A 22,965-nucleotide genomic window follows, 5' to 3' on the forward strand; every position below is an offset into this window, starting at 1 on the left:
TTATGGGATCCCATAATTCGGCGGTTATTTATTTCTCTCGCTACCGACCACTATTCTTGTCATTTTTTATCGGTAATTCGATATATTTTCACACGTCTTTCCTATACACAATCTTCCCATCAATTACCGTCATTTCTGCTTGTACTTCTTTTATTTCTTCTGCCTCTACCTCAAATATATTTCGATCTACTATCGTAAAGTCCGCTTCATATCCCTTTGCGATTTTCCCTCGCTTCGCTTCTTTTCCGATTGCATAGGCACTTCCTGTTGTAAATAAAGAGATAGCTTCATATACCGTTAATCTTTCCTCTGGCATATAGCATACGCCGTCAATAAAACTTCTACGTGTAACAGCACTATATATGCCTAAAAACGGATTCACTTGTTCAATTGGCGCGTCAGACCCACCGTTGCAGTGTAATCCCGCTTCTAGTAACGTCTTCCAAGCATATGCATATCGAAGACGATGCTCGCCTAGTTTTTCAATGACTGATGGGAAGTCCGATGACACAAAGACGGGCTGAATATCGATAATAGCCGGCAAGTGTTGCATTCTCTCAATCAATTCTTCACGAGCTAACTGACAATGAATAATACGATCGCGAAAACCTTCTGCTGGTGGATATAATTCAAGTGCATCAATGACATATTCAAGCGATAAATCACCTATTGTATGAATCGCAACTGGCATATGTAAATCCCGTGCTTTTTTCACTAACTCCGCAAGCTCTTCACGTGAGAAGATTGCAACTCCATTTGTTTCCTGCGCATCTTCATACGGTTCACTTAATAAAGCTGTTCTTCCGCCAAAAGAGCCATCAGAAAAAATTTTCATCGCTCCAAATTCAATATAATGCTCATTTCCATATTCTTTTCGCTCATGTGCCACTTCATGGTGAACGAGCAAATGCGCTTTAAAGGGCATTTCTTTTATAACATGAGAAAACGCATTATGCGTTTTTCTAAAACCACCGTAATAATTTAAATCTTCCGTATGCCCACCGACGAGTCCGTATTGCCAGCAATCTTTAATCGCTGTTTGCAGAGCTCTTTGTAAGTAGGCTTCATCAATTTCAGGCTGAACATGTTTTATTAGTTCTTGTCCTTGTTCATATAAAAGCCCTGTTAAATTATTCAATGCGTCCCGGCCGACTTTTCCTCCTTTCGGGTCTTGCGTCGTCTCTGTTATGTTCGCTTCTTGCAATATGTATGAATTCACCCATGTAACGTGGCGACAAACGCGCTTTAATAAAATGGGGTGTTCTTTAGAGATTTCATCTAAATCACGTACATGAACTTGTTTTGTATCTGTAAAATTATTTTCATTCCAGCCTTCTCCAATAACCCAAGAACCTTTTGGCGCTTCTTCTACTCGCTTCTGAACAAGAGTCAACACATCGCTATAAGATGTACAATTTGATAAGTCTAGACGGAGTAACCTCTCCCCGTGCCCAATAAGATGCATATGACTATCAACGAGACCTGGGATCATCGTTTTGCCTTTTAAGTCATACAACTTCACGTCTGAATATCGACTTTCTAGCTCTTCCTTACTCCCAGCATCAACAATCATGCCCTTTTCAACATAAATAGCTCCTACTTTTTCATTCTCTTCTCGCATCGTGTAAATGGTGCCGCCATACCAAATTTCTCCCATATGCTCATCCCCCTTTTCCCTTTAGTCTACGAAATTAGAGCGTATAAAAAAAGCACCATTTCGATTAAAAATGGTGCTTTTCTAAAAATTACTTTTGTTCAGTAGGGTTCGTTGTAATTTGCCATTCAATGCTAAATTTATCTTTTAGTTGTCCGTATGCTGGGCTCCAAAACGTTTCTTGAAGTGGCATAATAACTTCTCCACCCTCTTGTAACTTTTCGAATACTTCTTTCGCTTTTTCTGCATTACTAATTTGAATTGCAATTGTTACTTGAGATCCTATTGCATGCCCTTGACCTGGGAATGTATCAGAAATCATAAGGTCCGTATTACCAACTTTTAAAGTAGCATGTAAAACGCGCTCTTTTGCTTCAGCTGGAATCGGGTATTCTGGATTTTCAGGCATATCACCAAAAGTTTGCATGACTTCTACTTTTGCGTCTAACGCCTCTTTATAAAACTGTACAGCCTCTTGCCCACTACCATCTAAAACTAAGTACGGATTAATACCTAAAATCATACGGACACCTCTTTTTTTAGTTTATAAAAATCGAACTTGTGTTCGTTTTTATATTATCATTGTTTGGCATTTCATTCAACTATTTCCTTCACTGTTTTCAAAATTATTTTGACGGAATCTCCATCTCTTGTTTTCTAAGTTCAATACGGCGAATTTTTCCGGAAATCGTTTTCGGTAGTTCATCTACAAATTCAATTTTGCGAGGGTATTTATATGGTGCAGTGAGTTCTTTGACGTGTTGTTGGAGTACTGGAATTAATGTTTCTTCATTCTTGTCTATATTCTCTCTTAATACGATAAATGCCTTCACGACACTTCCGCGAATTTCATCAGGGCTTGCGACAACCGCACACTCTCTTACGTAAGGGTGTTTTACAAGCGCATCTTCTACTTCAAACGGCCCAATTGTATAACCAGAGCTAATAATAATATCATCACCGCGCCCTTCAAACCAGAAATAGCCGTCTTCATCTTTCTTCGCTTTATCACCGGTAATATAATAATCACCGCGGAATTGCATCGCTGTGCGCTCATCGTCTTTATAATATTGTTTAAAGAGGGCTGGCGTTTCAATGTGAACTGCGATATCACCAACTTCTCCTACCTGTACCGGAATACCTTCTTCATCTACAATATCAACGTGGTTGCCTGGCGTTGGTTTTCCCATTGATCCCGGTCTAATATCCATCCCTTTCATTACACCAACAAGCAATGTATTTTCCGTTTGCCCGTAGCCGTCTCTTACTGTAATATTAAAGTGCTTTTGGAACGTTTCAATGACTTCTCTATTTAATGGCTCACCTGCGGATACAGCGCTATGTAACGCTTCTAAATTGTACTCACTTAAGTCTTCTACTTTTGCCATTAATCTATACTCAGTCGGCGTACAACAAAGCACATTCACCTTATTATCACCTAATAAGTTTAAATACGTTTTTGGTTCAAATTTACCGTTGTATACAAATCCTGTCGCTCCTGATCCGAGAGTTGCTAAAAACGGGCTCCAAATCCACTTTTGCCAACCTGGACTAGCCGTCGCCCATACAACATCATCCTCTTCAATTCCGAGCCAATTTGGAGCGCTCGTGCGCAAATGAGCGTATGCCCACGCATGCGTATGAACAACACCTTTTGGGTTTCCTGTCGTTCCTGACGTGTAAGATAAAAAGACCATATCTTCTTTATCAGTCTTCGCCATTTCTAACATGTCACTTTCTGTTTCTAACGCTGTTTTTAAATTAATCCATCCATCTACTGACTGCTCGCTCAGAACGAATTTTTGAAGAGATTCCATCGCTTCTATATCATCAAACTGCCCAATGTACGGCTCATAACTTACGATTGCTTTTACTTCCCCGTGCCCAATGCGATATTCTATATCCTTTTTGCGCAACATTTCCGAACTCGGAATTACGACAAATCCTGCTTTAATCGCAGCGATATACGTCATGTACGCTTCAATTAAGCGCGGCATCATAATGAGGAGCTTGTCCCCTTTTTGCAGACCACTCTTTATAAAAGCGTTTCCAATTTTATTCGCACCTTTCATAAGCTCAGCGTATGTAACTTCTCGTCTATTCCCTTTATCATCTTGCCAAATTAAAGCAAGCTTATCTTTATCACCTGTATATTTCTCTATTTCAGAAACTAAATTATAAGACGGTGGCGCCAACAATTTCTCTCTCTTCATACAATATCCTCCTCCATTTCTATGCCTCCCTTATATAATAAAGAATTTTCAGTTAATTTTGAACCCTCTTCTTTTGACAAATTTTTTATGTCTATGTCGAAATGAATGTATACCGATGCAAACAACAAAAAGAAAGAGCGGGAAAACCCGCTCTTTCTAAGCCATCTTATATGGGATTATTTTTGGTAACCACCTAATTGTTGCTCAGCTAGTGAAACTAGACGTTTAGTGATTTCACCACCAACAGAACCGTTAGCGCGAGCTGTTGCATCTGCTCCAAGTTGAACACCAAACTCTTGAGCGATTTCGTATTTCATTTGGTCTAATGCTGATTCAGCACCAGGAACCGCTAATTTATTTGTGCTACGTGACATGTTATATCACCTCCTTGTGAGTATAGAGTGTGATAAATAACATGACTTCATACACGTTTTAGATATGGTAATTTATGGTTTTAGAAAAGTTCTTCGAATTTGTCTTCTTCCGCCACTACTTCTACCGTTTGTAATACCATTGTTTCTTTGTTCGCTACAGCTTCATCGATTAATGGTGTGAAATCGTACTTCGCTTCAAAACGATTCGCTTTTTCACGCTTTGGCTTCGTCGATGGGCTTGCTGGTGTGAATACTGTACAGCAATCTTCGTACGGACGAATTGAAATATCATATGTGCCGATTTCTTCAGCGATTTTAATAATTTCTAATTTATCCATCGTAATAAGTGGACGAATAACCGGATAGTTTGTTACCTCGTTGATTGTATGCATACTATCTAACGTTTGGCTTGCTACTTGTCCAAGACTTTCACCAGTCGTAATTGCAAGTGCATTACGCTCCTCTGCGATACGCTCTGTAATACGCATCATCATACGGCGCATAACTGTCATTGAATAGCTAGATGGAATTTCTTTATTAATCGTTTTTTGCACTTCTGTAAATGGAACAAGGTGAAGCGTTACACGTTTACAGTACTTCGTTAACTCTTGTGCTAAATCGATTACTTTTTGTTTTGCACGCTCGCTTGTGAAAGGTGGGCTATGGAAATGAACTGCTTCCACAGACACGCCGCGTTTCATCGTTAAGTACGTTGCTACTGGGCTATCGATACCACCAGAAAGAAGTACCATTACTTTTCCGCCAACACCAACTGGTAAACCACCAGCTCCCATATGCTCACCACACATAATATAGCTGTAACCACTGCGAATTTCTATACGTACATTCACATCTGGATTATGAACATCTACTGTGATATCCTCTGTATTTTCTAAAATGTGTCCACCGATTTCTGGAAGTAACTCCATCGTCTTCATTGGGAAGCGCTTATCAGAACGGTGCACTGTAATTTTAAAAGTTTTCACATCATCTTTTACTTGTAAGAAAGCTGCTAATGCACCCTTTTTAATATCTTCTAATTCTGATGGTACTTTCATCGCTAAGTTAAACTTATGAATACCGAATACATCTTTCAATCTTTCAGAAATTGCTTCATGGTCTTCGCCATTTAATTGAATGTACATACGGTCATGCGTTGCATCGATTTTAATATTTGGGAACTTTTTCAGCTTGAACTTTACGTTATCTTTCAATGTGCTTACAAATTTAGAGCGGTTCTTACCTTTAGTCGTCATCTCTCCATAACGAACTAAAATATATTCATATGTCATCATATTCCTTTACCTCATCACTTCATATAATTTTGGCAGCGTCTCTTTCACAATACCTTCAAATTGTTTTACTTCTTCCATCGTGTTTTCTGGTGCCAAACTAATACGAATAGCACTTGCAGCAGCGGCATGGGGTACTCCCATTGACACTAACACTCTGCTCACTTCATTTGCTTTTGAAGAACAAGCAGACTTCGTCGATACATATACACCGTGCTCTTCTAAAGCATGAACGACCACTTCTGGTTTTAAACCAACAAATGACACATTTAAAATGTGCGGTGCTGCATATGCAAGCGACGTATTAATCGTTACATCTTCCATCTCTTTCAAGAAACGGACAAGCTCTGTTTGTAAATTTTGCAAATGAGCTATCTTTTCTTTCACTTGTTCCATTGTCATGCGAAGTGCTTTCACCATCGCTACAATGCCAGGTAAGTTTTCTGTACCAGAGCGATACTTAAGCTCTTGTTGACCACCTGATAAAATTGGATCTAATCTTACGCCATCACGTACATAAAGAAGACCCGTTCCTTTTACACTGTGGAATTTATGTCCAGATATTGAGCAAAGATCAATATGAGAAGCATATAAATCAAGCGGTACTTTTCCTATCCCTTGTACATGGTCCACATGGAATCTTATTTTCGGATAGTTCGATAATAACGTTCCAATTTCAGCAACAGGCTGAATTGCTCCAGTCTCGTTGTTCACGTGAATAATTGACACAAGAATCGTATCTTCACGAAGTGCTCGTTTTACATCCTCTACCGATACAACACCATGCTCATTAACCGGTAAATATGTTACATCAAAACCGAGATCTTCTAATTGTTTATATGCTTCAAACACAGACGCGTGTTCAATATTTGTTGTAATAATATGTTTACCGCGCGAACGATTCCTCATCGCTATTCCTTTAATCGCAAGGTTATTCCCTTCCGTTCCACCTGATGTGAAAATAATCTCAGAAGGTTTAACGTGAAGAAGCTGCGCTGCAATCGTTCTTGATTGTGTTAATAGACGCTCTGCCTCTCCTCCAAGCGAATGAATAGAAGAAGGGTTTCCAAAATATTTTCCAGCAACCGTTACGTACGATTGAAGGGCTTCTGGATATGGCTTCGTCGTCGCACTATTATCAAAATAGATCATCGTTCTTCCCCTTTCAGCGCTATCACATCATATAATCATATCACAAATACGTGTAATTACGCTAAGACTACTCAAAGGTTCCATTTTATCCCGATTGTGAAGGCCGATAATTAGCGAGGATGACCCTACTGACTACAGTTTCACTATATTTTAAAACGAATAACCTTACTGTATTCCGCTATTCATTATAGCAACATCGTCCCCAAAATTACACAAAAAAACAAACCCTTATGAAAGGGTTTGTTCATTGTCTACATATTCAGCTATTTTTTGAACAACGCCAGGTTCAAGTTGCTCTAGTACAGAAGCCGCTTGTTCTAAAGCTGCATCGTATTGATATTCACGGAATAATTTCTCCGCATAATTTAAGCTCTCTGCAAGGTTCTCATCATGACTGCGGTAACGATTACCGTATTGAATTAATTTTTCAACTAAATACGCTTGTCCAATTAACTCTTCTGTCATTTCAGCTACACCATTAACAGTTGTGTACGCTTCTTCTAAACTGCTATTTACAGCATTCATATTTAACGGTTTCACTTCTAACTGTTCATATACAGCTTGCATTGCCATTTGTCCTCTTTGTAAATCTTCCATAATGCTTTCTGGAAGACCTGGCAAATTCGACTTTTGCATAAAACGTTTCGTTTCAAAAATGATATTTCGCATTTCTTGTAACTTCTCACGTGCTTCAAATTCTTCTTTACGCATCGTTTGCAGCATTTCTTTATATTCTGCATGAAGTACTTTTAACGTTTCACATTGCTCATAAACCTCTTCTAGTTCCTCACGAATAATAGAGAAGGCTATATCTTGTTCCGCAACTCGTAATCGCAGCATTTCAAAACGTTTCGTTAAAATATGCATTTGCTTTTCAATTACTTTTTGAGACTCAATGTCCTTATCTTGTAGCTGATAACTTTGTTTCACAAGTTGTGTTTCTGCTTTTGTTTCAATCGTTTCAGTACGAATTTCTTCTAAGTCTTCATAAACAGAAAGTGTTTTTTGCTCCACATAATGTCTCGCATGTACTTCTTGTTCCAGTTGATCATAGAAGCCATCTAAACGCGTTTTTAAGTTTTCTACTTTTTCAGCGGCTTCTGTTATATGAAGCTCCTGTATATCCATTAAACATGTGTGTAGTTGTGTCGTCATATCACGAACTTCTTTAGGGACTTCCAAATACTCTAATACATAACCTTGTCTTACCATATCATTATGTCCTTGTAATAAATCTTCCAGCTGAACTGGTAACGTCGCTTGACACTCTACCAATAAATCCGGAATTTGATGAATAATGATTTCTAAGCTTGCCAAACCTTCTTCTAAACTAATAACAATTTCTCTCGCTTTTAAATAGTCACCATTATCTGTTGCCTCTTCAAAGCTTTTAAACTTATTAGATTCAGCATCTAGCATCTCTTCGATTTTCTGCTCTGCTGCTCCATACATATGTCTATGAGCAAGAACACTCTTCTTCATACTACGATATGTATCACGTAACTCTTCAATTTCCGAGCTATTTTTTTCATGGCTTTCTAACAATTGCTGTAATTCATTTAAAATATCTGTAATACGATTATCAGCGTCATCTAAACCACTTATGGATTCATTCATCGCATGCTTTGCTTTTCGGAAGGAGAATTGCGAGGCGAATTTTCGCGCTTGCGCTAAATCTTTGTCTGCTTTCGGAAGGGTTGTTGATACAATCTCATCCCATTCTTCACGCCATTTACCAAACAGTTCTTCTGTTTGACCCGTCATGTTTAAATCTTTCACCCGTTTTAGTTCATCTGCCACAGGTTTATCTTTTATCTCTTGTTTCCACTGCTCCAGTGCTTCAATATCTTTATATGAACGATTTCTTATCACAAGCTCTATCATGAGCAGCACTAGAATAGAGCTTACTACAATGATAACGATCGTCAGGATAGAATCCATGCAAAAAAGCCTCCTAGTTATATCTCTTTTTTTGTCCGTTCCGTTTATGAAATGGAAGGCATTATGTATAAAAAGGGAATCCCCCTATATTTAACAACTAACAATGTACTAATCATACCATGTAATGGCTTGTTTTTGACCTAGTTTTTTTTAAAATTTCATGTTTCTTTCAATGCAATTGTAATCTTTCTCAATCTTCTGTTTGGATTAGCTTCCATCATCAAATGATTGCAATAACGGGTTCTCTTCCATATGGGATACGAAATAAATTTTGCGTGCAAGTGGTGGTTCAATAGAAATCGCATGCACATTCCCTTGCTTTACCGCTTGCTTTACTGACATTTCTGGAAGTAACGTAATACCAAGTCCAGCTCCGACCATCGCAAGCATCGGTTCTGCATAAGAAGTTTCAAATGCAATGATTGGTTTCGCACCTATCCCCTGAAACATATTCGTAATCATTTTCCTTACATCACAGATTTCTGGGTATACGATTAACTTTTCATTTTGCAAATCTTCCATTCGGATCACTGTTTTCTCTTTATAAAGATGATCATTTGAAACGACACAAACAATTTTTTCTACTCGCATTTCTTTTATACACGTAGCGTCTTCTACTACTGAATCGACGAACATCGCTTCAATCTTCCGTTCTTTAAAGAGTCCCATTAGTACTTTCGTATGCTCAATTTTCCATTCTACTTCGAATCCGTCACCTAATACATCTTTACATTTTGATATGTAATGAGCTGCTAAACTTGGCAATATGCCTATAGAAATTTTCCGCTTCTCTTGAAAATTCTTCATTTCGGCTTTCACTTCATATATGTGTTCCAAAATCGGTAACATTCTTGTTATAAATAACTCTCCAGCTTCTGTTAACTCCACTCCTTGTGCGGAACGCTTCAGTAAAGTAACCTCTAAGCCCGCTTCTAACCTTTGAATTTGTTTACTAAGCGCCGGTTGAGAAATATGTAAAAGCTTACTCGCCTTTGATAAACTTCGCGTATTCTTTACTTCAAGAAACGATCGTACTGCCTCCAAATCCATCGTACACACCTCTAACATAAAGTTATAACTGTCATAAAAAATCGATATTTCCTTCTATAAACAATTACTCTTTATACTTATTTCATCAACTTACTATAACGAAATGTAAAGGGGAAAGATACTCTTGGACAAAAAACAAATGCTACTCGGATCCCTCCTATGCTTACTTGCCGTAACGGCTTGGGGATTTATGTTTCCTGTCATGGCAAATGCCCTGCAGTTTATTGATCCGTTCTTCTTCACAACTATCCGATACGGATCAGCAGCTATTATTTTTCTTATTTTGCTATTCATTACTGAAGGAAAAACTTCACTCCGCTTAGAGAAAAGAACACTTTCGTTATTCTTTTACGGAACAGTCGGTTTCGCTGGATATGGTTTTCTCATTTTTTACGGCCAACAACTTGCTGGGCCTTCTGGGGCCATTCATGCTGCGATGATTCAGTCTCTTATGCCACTCATCGCTTTATTATTGCAGTGGATAACAAAAAACAAACGCCCACAAAACTACACATTCCTTTGTATGTTCGTTGCATTGCTCGGTGTTATGCTCGTCATTTCAAAAGGAAATATTCACTTATTATTTGGATCTGCCAGTCACCTCTCAACAAATATACTTATGCTATGCGGCGTTACTTGCTGGGTCATTTACACGAACGGTGGTGCTCGTTTTCAATCTTGGTCACCACTTCGATATACGACGTTAACTTGTTTATTCGGCTCCATTTCACTCATCGTTATTGTCGCTTTCTTCACGTACACAAACATCGTTACTATGCCGTCACTTCGTACCATTATGAGCGTTCGTTTTGAACTCTTGTATATGTCGATTGTTGCAGGTGTTATCGCTGTATTTTGCTGGAACACAGGAAATCGCTATATTTCATCTATTAACGGCATATTATTTATGAATTTAGTTCCTGTACTTGCACTTATCGGTTCCATCTTTCGAGGTTATACAGTCGACAAAATTGAAATTGCCGGAGCCTCATTAACAATTATTGCGCTATTATGCAACAATGCATGGCAAAGGAAAGAAAGCACAAAAATCCCCACCTCAGTTCGTTAGGTGGGGATTTTTCACATATGAACAGCTCTTGGCAATTCATAGTACATATTCGTTATACATAATGTTTGCTCCATCCATTGTTCAATTTCTTTCGTGTACATTTCTATGAAAAATGTCTCAGACGGAAAAGAATGCAGCACTTCTGATATATATTGTGGATATAAAAACGGCATATTCATCATACCTTTTAATTGCGTCATAAACATTGTAAAAGATACCTTTTTAAACTCTTGCTTCATTTGTCCCTGTCTAATCATTTGCTCTATATAATATCTTTCTTTAGAAAAGTAAATGGTCATCACTTCGCGAATTAATGTCGTATCAAGTGAAAGCTCTCGGTAGAAGAAACGTGTCAGTTCCCTATTTTCAAATTGATATCGTAAAATCTCACGCACCATTTGCACCATCACATCTTTAGCCGACAAATATTCTCTCTGTTCGAACGACATTTCAATCACATGAATATATCCTTCTAAAAAGTCAGTAATAAGCTGTTCTAATAAACCTTGCTTTCCAGCAAAATAATATGAAATATTCGCTACATTCACATCCGCTCGCTTTGCAATTTCTCGCACCGACGTTCCATCATAACCTTTCGTGTTAAACAACGATATTGCCGCATCAATTACTTTTTGTTTCGTCTGTTTCATGCGCTCACTTCCTCTCACTGAACAGCTATAGTTTAAATTTCTTGACTTTTAAGACAAATTCCTTTAATTTTCTATCGACAAAGTCATGTGAAATACATTGTATTTTGCTAATATTTTACACATCTCGATAAAAAGGGAGTTGTTTCCATGTTTACAAAAGAAAGTTATGCAGGTTCTCGTGAAGAGCAATACGAGACAGTAATTAAACAACTGGATGCATTATTAACTGGCGAACCGAACGTAGTCGCAAACTTATCAAATGCGTCCGCATTATTAAATCAATTTTTAGATCGTGTGAATTGGGTTGGCTTTTATGTAACAGACGGAAATCAGCTTGTTCTTGGACCTTTCCAAGGAATGCCTGCTTGCGTGCGCATTCCATTTGGACGAGGCGTTTGCGGCGTTGCAGCTGAAACAAAAACAACGCAGCTTGTAGCAGACGTTCACCAATTTCCAGGACATATCGCTTGCGACAGTGCTTCGAATTCAGAAATCGTTGTACCGATCGTGAAAGAAGGAAATGTCATTGGTGTACTTGATATTGATAGCCCTGAAAAAAATCGTTTTGATGAAGTAGATCAGCGCTATTTAGAAAAGTTTGTGGAAACACTCCTAAAACATATTTAAAAAAGAAAAGAGTGAGTTATCGATTGCGTACATCACGTACGAAACCGATAGCTCACTCTTTTTTATTGATTACTAACAGTAGATACTTTCTTTAGTGCCTGTTCTAAATCAGAAACGATATCTTCCCATGATTCTAAACCGACAGATAAACGTATTAAATTATCGTAAATACCCATTTCTTGTCTTAGCTCAGTTGGAATCGCAGCGTGTGTCATCGTTGCTGGGTGCTGAATTAACGTTTCTGTATCCCCTAAACTTACGGCAATTGTAATAAAGTGAAGGTCATTGATAAACGCTTGCGTCTCTTCTTTTCCGCCTTTAATTGAAAAAGAAATCACACCACCGCCCCGTTTCATTTGGCGAGATGCTAACTCCCCTTCTGGATACCAAACACCTTCTACCGCATCATGATTTTTCAGAAACGAGACAATTTTTTCTGCATTATCACAATGACGGTCCATCCTTACCGCTAACGTCTTTAATCCACGTAACAATAACCACGCATCAAACGGCGCCATAATGCCGCCGATATCTTTACGCATCGGGCGAATTTTTTCAGCTAATGCTTTCGTTTTACAAATCGTTACACCCGCCACAACATCGCCATGACCACCAATATATTTTGTCGCACTATGAACAACCGCATCACAACCAAGTTCAAGCGGTCTTTGTAAATAAGGTGAACAAAACGTATTATCAACAACGACAAGTAAGCCATTTCGCTTCGCAACCCGAATAACTTGTTTTAAATCGATTAATTTCATCGTTGGATTAATCGGTGTTTCAACGAAAATAATCTTTGTATTCGGACGGATTTTATTTTCGACATCATCCTCTGTCTCCATATCACAAAACGAATGCGTAATCATAAATTTCTCTTCTAACACTTCTAAAAAACCGTACGTGCACCCGTATAATCCATTTGAACAAATAATATGATCTCCAGCTTTTAAAAAGCCAATTAACGTTGCTGAAATAGCTGCCATTCCTGATCCGAAAGCAAGTGCTTCTTCTCCTCCTTCTAACACCGCCATACGTTCTTCAAATAATTTTACAGTTGGATTTCCAAGTCTTGAGTAAATATAAGACGGATCCACTCCCGCAAAACTCGCCTCTCCTTGCTGCGCAGTCTCAAATGTAAATGTAGACGTTTGAAATAACGGTGGTGTTAAACTTCCTTTATGTTCCTCAGATGTATACCCGTGATGAATTAACGCTGTCTCCATATGCTTCTTTTTCATAAAAACATCCCCTTTTATGTTTTTATTCCCGCATATTCATCAACAAAAAATTAATGAACATTTTTTACTATATTTTATGTAAGCGTTTCATTTGTGTTTCTATCACTTCTTTTATATCGTTTTAAATTCCTTCTTGTTCATTTCCAAAATTTATATGCATAAAACAAAAACGTACTTGCTTGACGAAACTCTGGGTAAAAGATATAATAGCGTTTGTGTAAAATAAAAAGGCAGCCTTGTAATGTGAGTTTATCGTTTGTATTTTGTTCCTCTACGGAGGTGTATCTCGTAACTCCCTGCTGCTGGAGCGAAGGTACATGAAAACAAAATGCCCGTAAATATCGATTACGTCTGTTTTTATTTTACGTAAATAAAAACATTTTTAAAGGAGGAGTCAACTATGGCTCGTTATACAGGTCCAGCTTGGAAACTGTCTCGTCGTCTTGGAATCTCTCTAAGCGGCACAGGAAAAGAATTAGAAAAACGCCCTTACGCACCAGGTCCTCACGGTCCTAACCAACGTAAGAAACTTTCAGAATACGGTTTACAATTACAAGAGAAACAAAAACTTCGTCACATGTACGGTATGACTGAGCGTCAATTCCGTCGCACATTTGACCAAGCAGGTAAAATGCCTGGTAAGCACGGCGAAAACTTCATGATCCTTCTTGAAGCTCGTCTTGACAACCTAGTTTACCGTATGGGCTTAGCTCGCACTCGTCGTGCAGCTCGCCAATTAGTAAACCACGGCCACATCACAGTTGATGGATCTCGCGTAGATATCCCATCTTACCGTGTAAAACCTGGTCAAACAATCAGCGTTCGCGAAAAATCTAACAGCCTTGTTGTTGTTAAAGAAGCGATCGAAGTTAACAACTTCGTACCAGAATACTTAACTTTCGATGCTGATAAATTAGAAGCTACTTACACTCGTCACGCTGAGCGTTCTGAGTTAGCAGCTGAAATCAACGAAGCATTAATCGTAGAGTTCTACTCTCGTTAATGACAAAAAGCCAATCCTCTGGATTGGCTTTTTTCGTTTATATATAAAATAAAATTATTTATTTTCCTCTTGTTGAACGTATACATAAGCATCTTTCTGCTCTTTATGTACATCCACCTTCGAATTCTCTGCAAGCTGACCCGCGTTTAGCAAAGAAAAAATAATGAGCGCTTCTAGTGACATTTTGTTTTACCACTCCTTTCTAGTTGTTATACATTTATCATACCGCTTACATGTGATTTCCGTATGAACTCGAAAAGGAGATTACAACAAAAAGGTTACAGGAATACGAATGCACGCTATAATAACCATAAAATAGGGGGTTGATTCATTTTGACAATAAATCAAATGGTTCAATTAGGTAGTGCATGTATGCTGTTTATTACTTCCGCACTTATTAATTGGTATCAGGGAAGTAATTTAATAGATGATCCTGATGAATGGAAATATAGCGCTAAGTTTACGAATTACTTTAAAGGCACCGTTTCAAGTTACGAAGATATTTATCAAATCGATTTCTTTATATATGCAGCAAAATTTTATCCAACAGCATTTATTGTTATGCTCAGTAGCTTACTTTATATGCTCATATTAATTCTTCATATTCTATTTACAAGAACTCGTAAGGTAATCTAAATTCATACATAAAAAACCCGAATCATAAACTTTTCAGCCTACAATTCGGGGTACTATTTGTTTTATATTCGTTTCTGATTAGTAACGAATTAAGAAATATTTCTTTTTACCGCGGCGAATGATTGTGAATTTACCTTCGATGCGGTCGTTTTCTGTTACAACGTAGTCTAATGCTTGTGTACGCTCACCGTTTACGTAGATTGCGCCGTTCGTTACATCTTCACGTGCTTGACGTTTTGATGGAGAGATTTTGCTTTCTACAAGTAAGTCGATTAATACTGTATCTTCTGCAGTACGTTCTACAGATGGTACGTCTTTGAACCCTTGTTCGATTTCGCTTGCAGTCAGTTCTGCTACAGAACCGCTGAATAATGCAGCTGAAATTTTAATCGCTTGCTCTAATGCTTCTTCGCCGTGAACAAGTTTTGTCATTTCAGCACCTAATGCTTTTTGTGCTGCACGTTTTTCTGGTGCTTCAGCTACTTGCTTCTCAAGCTCAAGAATTTCTTCATGAGATAAGAATGTGAAGTATTTTAAGTATTTAACAACGTCGCGGTCATCTGTGTTAATCCAGAATTGGTAGAACTCGTAAGGAGTTGTTTTTTCTGGGTCTAACCAAATTGCGCCGCCTTCTGTTTTACCAAACTTCGTACCGTCAGATTTCGTAACTAGTGGAATTGTTAAACCAAATGCTTTCGCATCTTCTTCTGATTTACGGATTAATTCAAGACCAGCTGTAATGTTACCCCATTGGTCACTACCACCGATTTGCAAGCGGCAATTATGGTTTTGGTATAAGTTTAAGAAGTCGTATGATTGTAAAATCATATAACTAAACTCAGTGAATGAAATACCAGTATCTAAACGAGATGCTACTGTATCTTTTGCTAACATATAGTTTAAACCGAAGTTTTTACCGATATCGCGTAAGAATGAAATTACATCTAAGTTACCAAGCCAGTCATAGTTGTTAGCCATTGTTGCTGGGTTGTCCACGTTTTCAAACTCTAAGAAGTTTGAAAGTTGGTTTTTAATGCTTTCTGTGTAGTAAGCAACTGTATCTTTCGTATTTAATGTACGTTCTGCTTTTTTACCACTTGGGTCACCGATCATACCAGTACCACCGCCAACAAGTGCGATTGGTTGGTGACCAGCTAATTGGAAGCGACGTAACATTAATACTGGTAACATATGACCGATGTGTAAGCTATCCGCTGTCGGATCGAAACCACAGTATAATTTAACGCTTTCTTTTTCTAATAATTGCTCAAGTCCCTCAGCGTCTGTTTGCTGATTAATTAGACCGCGAAATTCAAGATCTTGTAAAATACCCATATCCTACATACTCTCCTTTAAGTTCATTACTGGCGTGAAGGTTGAAAACATAAAAAAATCGCCCCTTCAAATAAGGGACGATTTTGATTATCGCGTTACCACCCTAGTTGCAGGCAAAAAAAAGCCTACCACCTTATTTACATAACGGCTTAGCACCGTCTTTTCCCTTTTGAATACAATTCAATCGAAAAAAGATGCTCTAGGGGCGTAATTCGCGATCATCTATGTGCTGATTTTCACCGGCCATCAGCTCTCTAAAACAGGGAAATGATCACTACTTCTCCCTTTCCACGCTCAATTATTCATATACTTTTCTTTATACCATCATTTATATAGGCGTGTCAAATAGAGGTCGAGTTTCTCTTCTTGCTAATCCTTTACAACGTCGCAAAGAGTATCGTAATAAGAGAAAGAATTGGAACTCCAACTAATAACGATACATGAAACACAACAGATAAATCGTTCCCAATCGTCGCCTCCACAGGATCTTTCGCTGGAGAACCAAGAAATCCGATTAATCGATCGAAGCGACTTACCGTTTTTGGAAAATCTGGTATTTCTACATAATCACTATCTAAATGCTGCTTTAATTTATATTCACTTTTAAAGGGATTTTCGCTCAATTTCATCCACCTCCAGCAATTGTTTCAATTTCTTTATCCCGTTATGAAGTCTCGACTTCACTGTTCCAATCGGAATGTTTAATATCTCAGCAATCTCTTTTTGCTGCATATCATGATAATAAGAAAGAATAAGGACAGCTCGCTGCTCTTCCGGAACTTTCAAAATTGCTTCTCTTACTGTGAGCCGATCTTCGTGGGAAAATTCTTTTTCCTGAATCGGCACTAAAAATGGCAAAAGCGTATGCCACTTTTTTCTTCTATTTAATTTATTAATCATGAGACGATAACCAATTTGAAATAAATACGTTTTTATTTTGCCTTTTTCAAGTTCATACATATGTTTCTTACGCTCTAGCGTCAAAAACGTATCTTGCACAAGGTCGATACTTAATTGTTCGTCTCGGTTAAATCGATACAAAAATGTGTATAGCGCTGGTTTGATTAAAACATATAGTTTTTCTCCCGCCTGTTTATCTCCACTTTGATACGCAAGCATGAGCTCCTCCTCAATCCCAATCTGCGCCATGATTTTTGATCTCCTTTATTCCTTTTAACGTTAATGAAATACGGGAAATTAAATATGCACTTGCGACAATAATCCATACTTGCGATTGATTCGTAAAAAATTGAACATACGGGTTTTGTATTGTGTGACCGGTTGAAACTAAAATATTTAATGCTTGCACACATATGCATGCATACACTGCAAGACAAGCCGAAATCGTATCAAATACATTCCAGCGAAAATACACTTTTGTTTTTGTAAAATCAATTTTATATCCATTTTTTCTTACTATATGTTTTCTATCAAATGGAATAATGATTGAAAACATAATAATCATCATGACCCCAGCTGTAATCATTGATACTTTAAATCCGATTGGCATCGGTAATAGCAACCCACAAGAAAATACAACTATAATTCCAATTAAAGCAAAAGCAAGAAGTAATTTATTAGACATAAAAAAGCCTCCCTCATCTATTCTTTCATAAATGTATACAGACGAGGAAGGCACTTCGTTCAAATATTATTTTATTTTTTTAATAATCTTCGCAGGATTTCCGCCAACTACTACATTGTCCGGCACATCTTTCGTTACAATGGCGCCAGATGCGATCACCGCATTATCTCCAATTGTTACACCAGGATTAATAATCGCTCTTCCGCCAATCCATACGTTATCACCAATTGTAACTGGTTTTCCGTATTCTGATCCGCTTATGCGCTCTACTGGATCAAGCGGGTGTGTTGCTGTATAAATGTGAACTCCTGGAGCTAACATACAGTTCACTCCGATTGTCACCGGGCATACGTCTAAAATGGTACAGTCAAAGTTCGCGTAAAAATTTTCGCCAACGTGAATGTTATAGCCATAATCACATCTAAAAGAAGATTCAAGATGAATGTTATCTCCAGTCGTTCCGAATAGTTCTTTTACGATTTCGCTACGCTCTTTTAATTTTACTTCTGGCGTTTCATTTAATTTTCTCGTTAATATACGAGCTTGCTCCCTCTCTTGAACTAAAACTGGATCAGCTGGTATGTACATTTCTCCTAGTATCATCTTTTCTTTTTCTGTTTTCATTTTATTACCCCTTTAACTTATATATATAAGTTTATAATAACATAAAAAAAGTCTGAACGTTATTTCGTTCAGACCTTCCTCTCTTAATCTTCCATCGTTGATAAGTCACCTGTTGGTAAGTTTAATTCCCACGCTTTTAATACGCGGCGCATAATTTTACCACTTCTCGTTTTCGGTAATTTATCTCTAAATTCAATTTGTCTTGGCGCTGCATGAGCTGCTAGGCCTTTCTTTACAAATTGACGAATCTCTTCTTTTAATTCATCAGATGGTTCATATCCTGCTCGAAGCGCGATAAATGCTTTAATGATTTCCCCGCGCACTGGATCAGGAATACCAATTACACCAGCCTCTGCAACAGCAGCATGCTCGATTAATTTGCTTTCTACTTCAAACGGACCAACTCGCTCACCTGACGTCATAATTACATCATCAATACGCCCTTGGAACCAGAAGTATCCATCTTCATCCATATAAGCAGAGTCACCTGATACGTACCAATCTCCCGGCATAAAGTAAGATTCATACTTTTGCTGGTTATTCCAGATTCCACGCATCATCGCTGGCCAACCTTGACCAATTGCTAAGTTACCCATTGTGTATGGAGGAACTTCATTTCCTTCATTATCAACAATCGCTGCTTTCACACCTGGAATTGGTTTACCCATTGAACCTGGACGGATTTCCATACAAGGGTAGTTACAAATAACTTGTCCACCTGTTTCTGTCATCCACCACGTATCATGAATACGAAGTCCAAATGCGTTCATACCCCAGCGAATTACTTCTGGATTTAACGGTTCACCAACGCTTAATACGTGACGAACTTGTGATAAATCATACTTTTTAATTGCGTCTTGTCCAGCTCCCATTAACATACGGAACGCTGTTGGCGCACTGTACCAAACTGTTACACCGTAATCTTGCAGTGCTTCATACCACGCTTCTGGACTAAAGCGGCCACCTAAAACAACATTTGATGCCCCCACTAACCACGGTGCGAAAATACCGTAAGCTGTTCCAGTTACCCAGCCTGGGTCAGCTGTACACCAATATACATCGTCTTCTTTTAAATCTAATACCCATTTCGCCGTTTGATGGTGCTGCACCATTGCATTTTGCGCATGAAGAACACCTTTTGGTTTACCGGTAGAACCAGATGTGTAATGTAGAATTAAACCGTCTTCACGGCCTAACCATTCGATATGTAATTCTTTTGAAGCTTGTTCAAATAAAGGATTGAACGCTACCGTTTTACCGCCTTCTTCTACATTATCTCCAACAAGGAAGACTGTTTTTAAAGCAGGTAAATCATTTAATGGTACGCGCTCTAACAATTCAGGAGTTGTAATTAACACCTTCGCTTCGCTATCTTCTAAACGATCGCGAACTGCGCCTTCCATAAATGCTTCAAATAGCGGACCAACGATTGCTCCTAATTTCACTGCACCTAAAAGTGCAAAATATAATTCTGGAGAACGCGGCATAAAAATAAAAACGCGATCGCCTTTTTCTACATCGCCATAATTTTTCAGGACGTTTCCTGCTTTATTAGAAAAATCCTTCATTTCCTTAAATGTATATTTCTCTTTTCGCGATCCATCTTGATAATAAAGGGCTACTTTATTTTTACGATCGGATTTCGCATGCTTATCAATTGCCTCATACGCCATATTTACTCGGCCTGTTTCATTCCAAGTAAAGTTTTTATTAACCTCTTCCCAGTTAAAATTCGCGTATGCCTCATCATAATTCGGCAAATTATTTTCTCCTTTAATGACAGGAAGCGTTTCTACTTTCATACTTTACATCCCCCTCCTATGTATTCTATTATCTATTATAATGATATTATTTAAAATTTTCAGTATATTTGTTGATTTTTAGACAAATTTTTAATGACAAAATTCGATTCACATCGCATATATTATAAAGTACGATATTAATAGATTCACAAACCCTCAAGGTGGTGAGCAATACATTGATTCATAAAAAAATATATAATGCTAGAAACTTAAAAACAGCGAAAGGCACTTTAATTATTGAAGGGCCTGTCTCTACACATAACTTAGAAATGTATGAATTTCATCCAGATTTAGTTGCGTTTCGTCCTGCCGAACAGCAATATAAAGCAATTGTCGAAATTTCTAAATTGCCAGAAGCTCGTCTCATTATTGCTAGACATGACCAAACGATTGTTGGATATGTTACATACTTGTATCCTGATCCACTTGAACGATGGTCAGAAGGAAAGATGGAAAACTTAATTGAACTCGGGGCGATTGAAGTTGTCCCTGCCTTCCGTGGTTGCGCTGTCGGAAAGAACTTATTAGAAGTTTCCATGATGGACGATTATATGGAAGATTACATTATATTGACGACTGAATATTATTGGCATTGGGATTTAAAACAAACAGGCTTAAATGTTTGGGAGTACCGAAAAGTAATGGAAAAGATGATGAATGCTGGCGGGTTACAATGGATGGCTACAGATGATCCTGAAATTTGTTCACATCCTGCTAACTGTTTAATGGTCCGCATCGGTAAACGCGTTGATACGGATTCTATTCAAGCATTTGATCGTCTACGTTTTCACAATCGTTTTATGTACTAATAAAGGGGGCAACTGGAATGATTGTAGAAGAAATTATGAATCAAGATGTGGTGACACTACATCCAAACGATACAATCGAAACAGCAATCCGAACGATACGCACGAAAGGCATTCGGCACATTCCAATTGTCGATCAAAATAATCATGTCGTAGGCATTATTTCTGATCGGGATGTAAGAGATGCAAGTCCGTCTATTTTAGATGAACAAGTTTCACTCGATATGCTGAAGCAACCGCTTGAACTTATTATGAAACACCCTGTTATGACTTGCCATCCTCTCGATTTCGTTGAGGAAATTGCTACTTTATTTTTTGAAAATAAAATTGGTTGTCTTCCTGTTACAAAGGCTGGAAAGTTAGTTGGAATCATTTCTGAATCTACTGTACTGCACACGTTAGTGAAATTAACAGGGGCACATCAACCGAGTTCACAAATTGAAATTCAAGTAAAAAATGAACCTGGTATTCTCGGAAAAGTCGTTGCTATTTTTAGTGATTTACAAATCAATATCGTGAGTGTTCTCGTCTACCCAGCAAAAGATGAGAATGATAAAGTACTCGTTTTCCGCATTCAAACGATGAATCCTCTAAAAGTGATTGATGCACTTGAAGCAGAAGGCTACCGCGTATTATGGCCGAACATTATGGGGATGCAAGCATGAGTAGCGCGTTTATTTATTCGGATGACTTTCGGGGCTATTCGTTTAGCCCTGATCATCCTTTTAACCAACTGCGCGTCACACTTACGTATGATTTATTACAAAAGGGTGGTTTCATCTCTCCTTCTCAAATCATCTCACCACGGATGGCTACAGATGAAGAGATCGCCTACATTCATACAGAGGAGTACATAAATGCGGTAAAACGTGCTGGAGAAGGTAAGTTAGAAAAATCAATTGCGATGACATATGGACTCGGAACAGAAGATACACCGATGTTTCCCAATATGCACGAAGCAAGCGCATTACTCGTTGGTGGTACGTTAACAGCTGTCGATGCTGTTCTTTCCGGGAAAGTAAAACACGCTCTCAATTTAGGTGGCGGCTTACATCACGGCTTCCGTGGTAAAGCATCTGGCTTTTGTATTTATAACGATAGTTCCATCGCAATGAAATATATACAGAAAAAATACGGTTTACGTGTTTTATATATTGATACAGATGCTCATCACGGTGATGGTGTACAGTGGTCTTTTTACGACGATCCTAACGTATGCACCATTTCACTACATGAAACTGGGCGTTATTTATTCCCTGGAACTGGTGCTGTAAATGAACGCGGACAAGGTAATGGCTATAGTTATTCTTTTAACGTTCCACTCGATGCCTTTACAGAAGACGAATCGTTTTTAAATTCATATCGCACTGTCGTAAAAGAAGTTGCCGCATACTTTAAACCGGATATTATTTTAACGCAAAACGGCGCTGACGCACATTATTACGACCCACTTACACATCTTTGCGCAACGATGAATATTTACCGTGAAATACCGAAGCTCGCTCGCGAAATCGCTAATGAATATTGCGAAGGTCGCTGGATCGCTGTCGGCGGCGGTGGCTATGACCACTGGCGCGTCGTCCCAAGAGCTTGGGCACTCATTTGGCTCGAAATGAACAACATCCAAAACATCTCAGGTTATCTCCCTCCAGAATGGATTGACGCTTGGAAAGGACAAGCTGAAACAGAACTTCCCCTCACATGGGAAGATCCAGACAACATGTATAAACCGATCCCCCGTAAACCTGAAATTGAAGAAAAGAACGCATTAACTGTAACGAAATCCCTTGAAATAATTCGGAATAATATGACAAAATCTTTGTACTAAACGAAAAGGAGGCTCGTTTTTGAATAGCCTCCTTTTATTTATAGCTTGCTATTATTGTCGGTTTCTGTCGGTAAGTCGATATA

The 22,965-nt window shown here is 38.3% G+C and carries 24 protein-coding genes and 1 other annotated feature; of the genes, 7 read left to right on the top strand and 17 right to left on the bottom strand.

The genetic code is table 11. From position 1 onward, the window contains the following. Positions 1-88: 88 nt before the first annotated feature. The 8 genes from GFJ36_RS23910 to GFJ36_RS23945 form a co-directional block, all read right to left on the bottom strand. Complete coding sequence (locus GFJ36_RS23910; RefSeq protein WP_098230308.1) at positions 89-1,657, bottom strand: amidohydrolase; 1,569 nt, start codon at positions 1,655-1,657, stop codon at positions 89-91. A gap of 88 nt (positions 1,658-1,745) precedes the next feature. After that, positions 1,746-2,177, bottom strand: coding sequence for a VOC family protein (locus GFJ36_RS23915; protein WP_088048009.1), 432 nt, complete (start codon positions 2,175-2,177; stop codon positions 1,746-1,748). A 103-nt stretch (positions 2,178-2,280) separates the two neighbouring features. Continuing rightward, on the bottom strand, positions 2,281-3,867 hold the full coding sequence (mbcS, locus tag GFJ36_RS23920; RefSeq protein ID WP_098230307.1) for an acyl-CoA synthetase MbcS: 1,587 nt from the start codon (positions 3,865-3,867) through the stop codon (positions 2,281-2,283). Between the two features lie 176 nt (positions 3,868-4,043). Next, positions 4,044-4,241 (bottom strand): alpha/beta-type small acid-soluble spore protein, encoded by a 198-nt coding sequence (locus GFJ36_RS23925; protein WP_000091640.1) that lies wholly within the window; start codon positions 4,239-4,241, stop codon positions 4,044-4,046. 80 nt (positions 4,242-4,321) lie between these two features. Continuing rightward, the gene (thiI, locus tag GFJ36_RS23930; protein WP_060486566.1) at positions 4,322-5,536 is read right to left on the bottom strand and encodes a tRNA uracil 4-sulfurtransferase ThiI; all 1,215 of its coding nucleotides are present in this window, start codon (positions 5,534-5,536) and stop codon (positions 4,322-4,324) included. A gap of 6 nt (positions 5,537-5,542) precedes the next feature. After that, positions 5,543-6,685 carry a cysteine desulfurase family protein gene (locus GFJ36_RS23935; protein ID WP_098230306.1) on the bottom strand — a complete coding sequence of 381 codons (1,143 nt, stop codon included), beginning with the start codon at positions 6,683-6,685 and terminating at the stop codon, positions 5,543-5,545. A 228-nt stretch (positions 6,686-6,913) separates the two neighbouring features. After that, entirely contained in the window at positions 6,914-8,626 is a 1,713-nt protein-coding gene (gene ezrA, locus GFJ36_RS23940; protein ID WP_060486568.1) for a septation ring formation regulator EzrA, read from the bottom strand. Between the two features lie 207 nt (positions 8,627-8,833). Further along, positions 8,834-9,676 (bottom strand): LysR family transcriptional regulator, encoded by an 843-nt coding sequence (locus tag GFJ36_RS23945; protein WP_088064571.1) that lies wholly within the window; start codon positions 9,674-9,676, stop codon positions 8,834-8,836. Between the two features lie 124 nt (positions 9,677-9,800). Here GFJ36_RS23945 and GFJ36_RS23950 point away from each other — a divergent pair, with 124 nt between their 5' ends. Next, a complete protein-coding gene (locus tag GFJ36_RS23950; RefSeq protein ID WP_088609303.1) occupies positions 9,801-10,745 on the top strand; it encodes a DMT family transporter in 945 nt (314 codons plus the stop codon). Between the two features lie 11 nt (positions 10,746-10,756). Here GFJ36_RS23950 and refZ read toward each other — a convergent pair whose 3' ends face one another. Further along, positions 10,757-11,395 carry a forespore capture DNA-binding protein RefZ gene (gene refZ / locus GFJ36_RS23955; RefSeq protein ID WP_087985414.1) on the bottom strand — a complete coding sequence of 213 codons (639 nt, stop codon included), beginning with the start codon at positions 11,393-11,395 and terminating at the stop codon, positions 10,757-10,759. A 147-nt stretch (positions 11,396-11,542) separates the two neighbouring features. Here refZ and GFJ36_RS23960 point away from each other — a divergent pair, with 147 nt between their 5' ends. Next, positions 11,543-12,022: a GAF domain-containing protein gene (locus GFJ36_RS23960; RefSeq protein WP_087985415.1), complete on the top strand. Its 480-nt coding sequence runs from the start codon at positions 11,543-11,545 to the stop codon at positions 12,020-12,022. 62 nt (positions 12,023-12,084) lie between these two features. On the opposite strand, the gene megL is transcribed toward GFJ36_RS23960, so the two are convergent. Continuing rightward, the gene (gene megL / locus GFJ36_RS23965; RefSeq protein WP_088609304.1) at positions 12,085-13,263 is read right to left on the bottom strand and encodes a methionine gamma-lyase; all 1,179 of its coding nucleotides are present in this window, start codon (positions 13,261-13,263) and stop codon (positions 12,085-12,087) included. 400 nt (positions 13,264-13,663) lie between these two features. Between megL and rpsD the strand changes: the two genes are divergently transcribed. After that, positions 13,664-14,266, top strand: a complete 603-nt coding sequence (gene rpsD / locus GFJ36_RS23970) for a 30S ribosomal protein S4 (protein ID WP_000135322.1) — start codon at positions 13,664-13,666, stop codon at positions 14,264-14,266. Between the two features lie 54 nt (positions 14,267-14,320). Here rpsD and GFJ36_RS23975 read toward each other — a convergent pair whose 3' ends face one another. Further along, on the bottom strand, positions 14,321-14,449 hold the full coding sequence (locus tag GFJ36_RS23975) for a transporter (protein ID WP_087985417.1): 129 nt from the start codon (positions 14,447-14,449) through the stop codon (positions 14,321-14,323). Positions 14,450-14,599: 150 nt separating this feature from the next. On the opposite strand from GFJ36_RS23975, the gene GFJ36_RS23980 reads away from it, so the two are divergent. Beyond that, positions 14,600-14,902, top strand: a complete 303-nt coding sequence (locus GFJ36_RS23980) for a YjdJ family protein (protein WP_088609305.1) — start codon at positions 14,600-14,602, stop codon at positions 14,900-14,902. 78 nt (positions 14,903-14,980) lie between these two features. Here GFJ36_RS23980 and tyrS read toward each other — a convergent pair whose 3' ends face one another. From tyrS to acsA, 6 genes are all read right to left on the bottom strand, one after another. Next, on the bottom strand, positions 14,981-16,237 hold the full coding sequence (tyrS, locus tag GFJ36_RS23985; protein WP_046956195.1) for a tyrosine--tRNA ligase: 1,257 nt from the start codon (positions 16,235-16,237) through the stop codon (positions 14,981-14,983). Between the two features lie 70 nt (positions 16,238-16,307). Next, positions 16,308-16,537: a binding site (T-box leader), on the bottom strand. 77 nt (positions 16,538-16,614) lie between these two features. Continuing rightward, the gene (locus GFJ36_RS23990) at positions 16,615-16,860 is read right to left on the bottom strand and encodes a hypothetical protein (protein ID WP_088064575.1); all 246 of its coding nucleotides are present in this window, start codon (positions 16,858-16,860) and stop codon (positions 16,615-16,617) included. Beyond that, on the bottom strand, positions 16,841-17,386 hold the full coding sequence (locus GFJ36_RS23995) for an RNA polymerase sigma factor (protein WP_088064576.1): 546 nt from the start codon (positions 17,384-17,386) through the stop codon (positions 16,841-16,843). The genes GFJ36_RS23990 and GFJ36_RS23995 overlap by 20 nt, the downstream gene beginning before the upstream one ends. Beyond that, positions 17,367-17,822 carry a hypothetical protein gene (locus GFJ36_RS24000; RefSeq protein WP_087985420.1) on the bottom strand — a complete coding sequence of 152 codons (456 nt, stop codon included), beginning with the start codon at positions 17,820-17,822 and terminating at the stop codon, positions 17,367-17,369. Before GFJ36_RS24000 ends, GFJ36_RS23995 begins: the two co-directional genes overlap by 20 nt. 66 nt (positions 17,823-17,888) lie before the next feature. Then, positions 17,889-18,446: a maltose acetyltransferase domain-containing protein gene (locus GFJ36_RS24005; RefSeq protein WP_157349751.1), complete on the bottom strand. Its 558-nt coding sequence runs from the start codon at positions 18,444-18,446 to the stop codon at positions 17,889-17,891. 83 nt (positions 18,447-18,529) lie between these two features. Beyond that, positions 18,530-20,248: an acetate--CoA ligase gene (gene acsA, locus GFJ36_RS24010; RefSeq protein WP_087985422.1), complete on the bottom strand. Its 1,719-nt coding sequence runs from the start codon at positions 20,246-20,248 to the stop codon at positions 18,530-18,532. A gap of 176 nt (positions 20,249-20,424) precedes the next feature. On the opposite strand from acsA, the gene acuA reads away from it, so the two are divergent. The 3 genes from acuA to acuC are packed head-to-tail and all read left to right on the top strand — an operon-like array spanning position 20,425 to position 22,882. Beyond that, positions 20,425-21,057 (top strand): acetoin utilization protein acetyltransferase AcuA, encoded by a 633-nt coding sequence (acuA, locus tag GFJ36_RS24015; RefSeq protein ID WP_000581396.1) that lies wholly within the window; start codon positions 20,425-20,427, stop codon positions 21,055-21,057. A 17-nt stretch (positions 21,058-21,074) separates the two neighbouring features. After that, positions 21,075-21,719 (top strand): acetoin utilization AcuB family protein, encoded by a 645-nt coding sequence (locus GFJ36_RS24020; protein WP_000634566.1) that lies wholly within the window; start codon positions 21,075-21,077, stop codon positions 21,717-21,719. Then, positions 21,716-22,882: an acetoin utilization protein AcuC gene (gene acuC / locus GFJ36_RS24025; RefSeq protein ID WP_097889191.1), complete on the top strand. Its 1,167-nt coding sequence runs from the start codon at positions 21,716-21,718 to the stop codon at positions 22,880-22,882. The genes GFJ36_RS24020 and acuC overlap by 4 nt, the downstream gene beginning before the upstream one ends. The last annotated feature ends 83 nt before the right edge of the window (positions 22,883-22,965 follow it).

Origin of the sequence: Bacillus sp. EE-W1 (assembly GCF_009760835.1) — a bacterium.
GTDB lineage: Bacteria > Bacillota > Bacilli > Bacillales > Bacillaceae_G > Bacillus_A > Bacillus_A wiedmannii.

Bases quoted from the DNA above. Each gene is read 5' to 3' on its own strand.
- GFJ36_RS23910 (WP_098230308.1), bottom strand. From the start codon at position 1,657: ATGGGAGAAATTTGGTATGGCGGCACCATTTACACGATGCGAGAAGAG.
- GFJ36_RS23915 (WP_088048009.1), bottom strand. From the start codon at position 2,177: ATGATTTTAGGTATTAATCCGTACTTAGTTTTAGATGGTAGTGGGCAA.
- mbcS (WP_098230307.1), bottom strand. From the start codon at position 3,867: ATGAAGAGAGAGAAATTGTTGGCGCCACCGTCTTATAATTTAGTTTCT.
- GFJ36_RS23925 (WP_000091640.1), bottom strand. From the start codon at position 4,241: ATGTCACGTAGCACAAATAAATTAGCGGTTCCTGGTGCTGAATCAGCA.
- thiI (WP_060486566.1), bottom strand. From the start codon at position 5,536: ATGATGACATATGAATATATTTTAGTTCGTTATGGAGAGATGACGACT.
- GFJ36_RS23935 (WP_098230306.1), bottom strand. From the start codon at position 6,685: ATGATCTATTTTGATAATAGTGCGACGACGAAGCCATATCCAGAAGCC.
- ezrA (WP_060486568.1), bottom strand. From the start codon at position 8,626: ATGGATTCTATCCTGACGATCGTTATCATTGTAGTAAGCTCTATTCTA.
- GFJ36_RS23945 (WP_088064571.1), bottom strand. From the start codon at position 9,676: ATGGATTTGGAGGCAGTACGATCGTTTCTTGAAGTAAAGAATACGCGA.
- refZ (WP_087985414.1), bottom strand. From the start codon at position 11,395: ATGAAACAGACGAAACAAAAAGTAATTGATGCGGCAATATCGTTGTTT.
- GFJ36_RS23960 (WP_087985415.1), top strand. From the start codon at position 11,543: ATGTTTACAAAAGAAAGTTATGCAGGTTCTCGTGAAGAGCAATACGAG.
- megL (WP_088609304.1), bottom strand. From the start codon at position 13,263: ATGAAAAAGAAGCATATGGAGACAGCGTTAATTCATCACGGGTATACA.
- rpsD (WP_000135322.1), top strand. From the start codon at position 13,664: ATGGCTCGTTATACAGGTCCAGCTTGGAAACTGTCTCGTCGTCTTGGA.
- GFJ36_RS23975 (WP_087985417.1), bottom strand. From the start codon at position 14,449: ATGTCACTAGAAGCGCTCATTATTTTTTCTTTGCTAAACGCGGGTCAG.
- tyrS (WP_046956195.1), bottom strand. From the start codon at position 16,237: ATGGGTATTTTACAAGATCTTGAATTTCGCGGTCTAATTAATCAGCAA.
- GFJ36_RS23995 (WP_088064576.1), bottom strand. From the start codon at position 17,386: ATGGCGCAGATTGGGATTGAGGAGGAGCTCATGCTTGCGTATCAAAGT.
- GFJ36_RS24000 (WP_087985420.1), bottom strand. From the start codon at position 17,822: ATGTCTAATAAATTACTTCTTGCTTTTGCTTTAATTGGAATTATAGTT.
- GFJ36_RS24005 (WP_157349751.1), bottom strand. From the start codon at position 18,446: ATGAAAACAGAAAAAGAAAAGATGATACTAGGAGAAATGTACATACCA.
- acsA (WP_087985422.1), bottom strand. From the start codon at position 20,248: ATGAAAGTAGAAACGCTTCCTGTCATTAAAGGAGAAAATAATTTGCCG.
- GFJ36_RS24020 (WP_000634566.1), top strand. From the start codon at position 21,075: ATGATTGTAGAAGAAATTATGAATCAAGATGTGGTGACACTACATCCA.
- acuC (WP_097889191.1), top strand. From the start codon at position 21,716: ATGAGTAGCGCGTTTATTTATTCGGATGACTTTCGGGGCTATTCGTTT.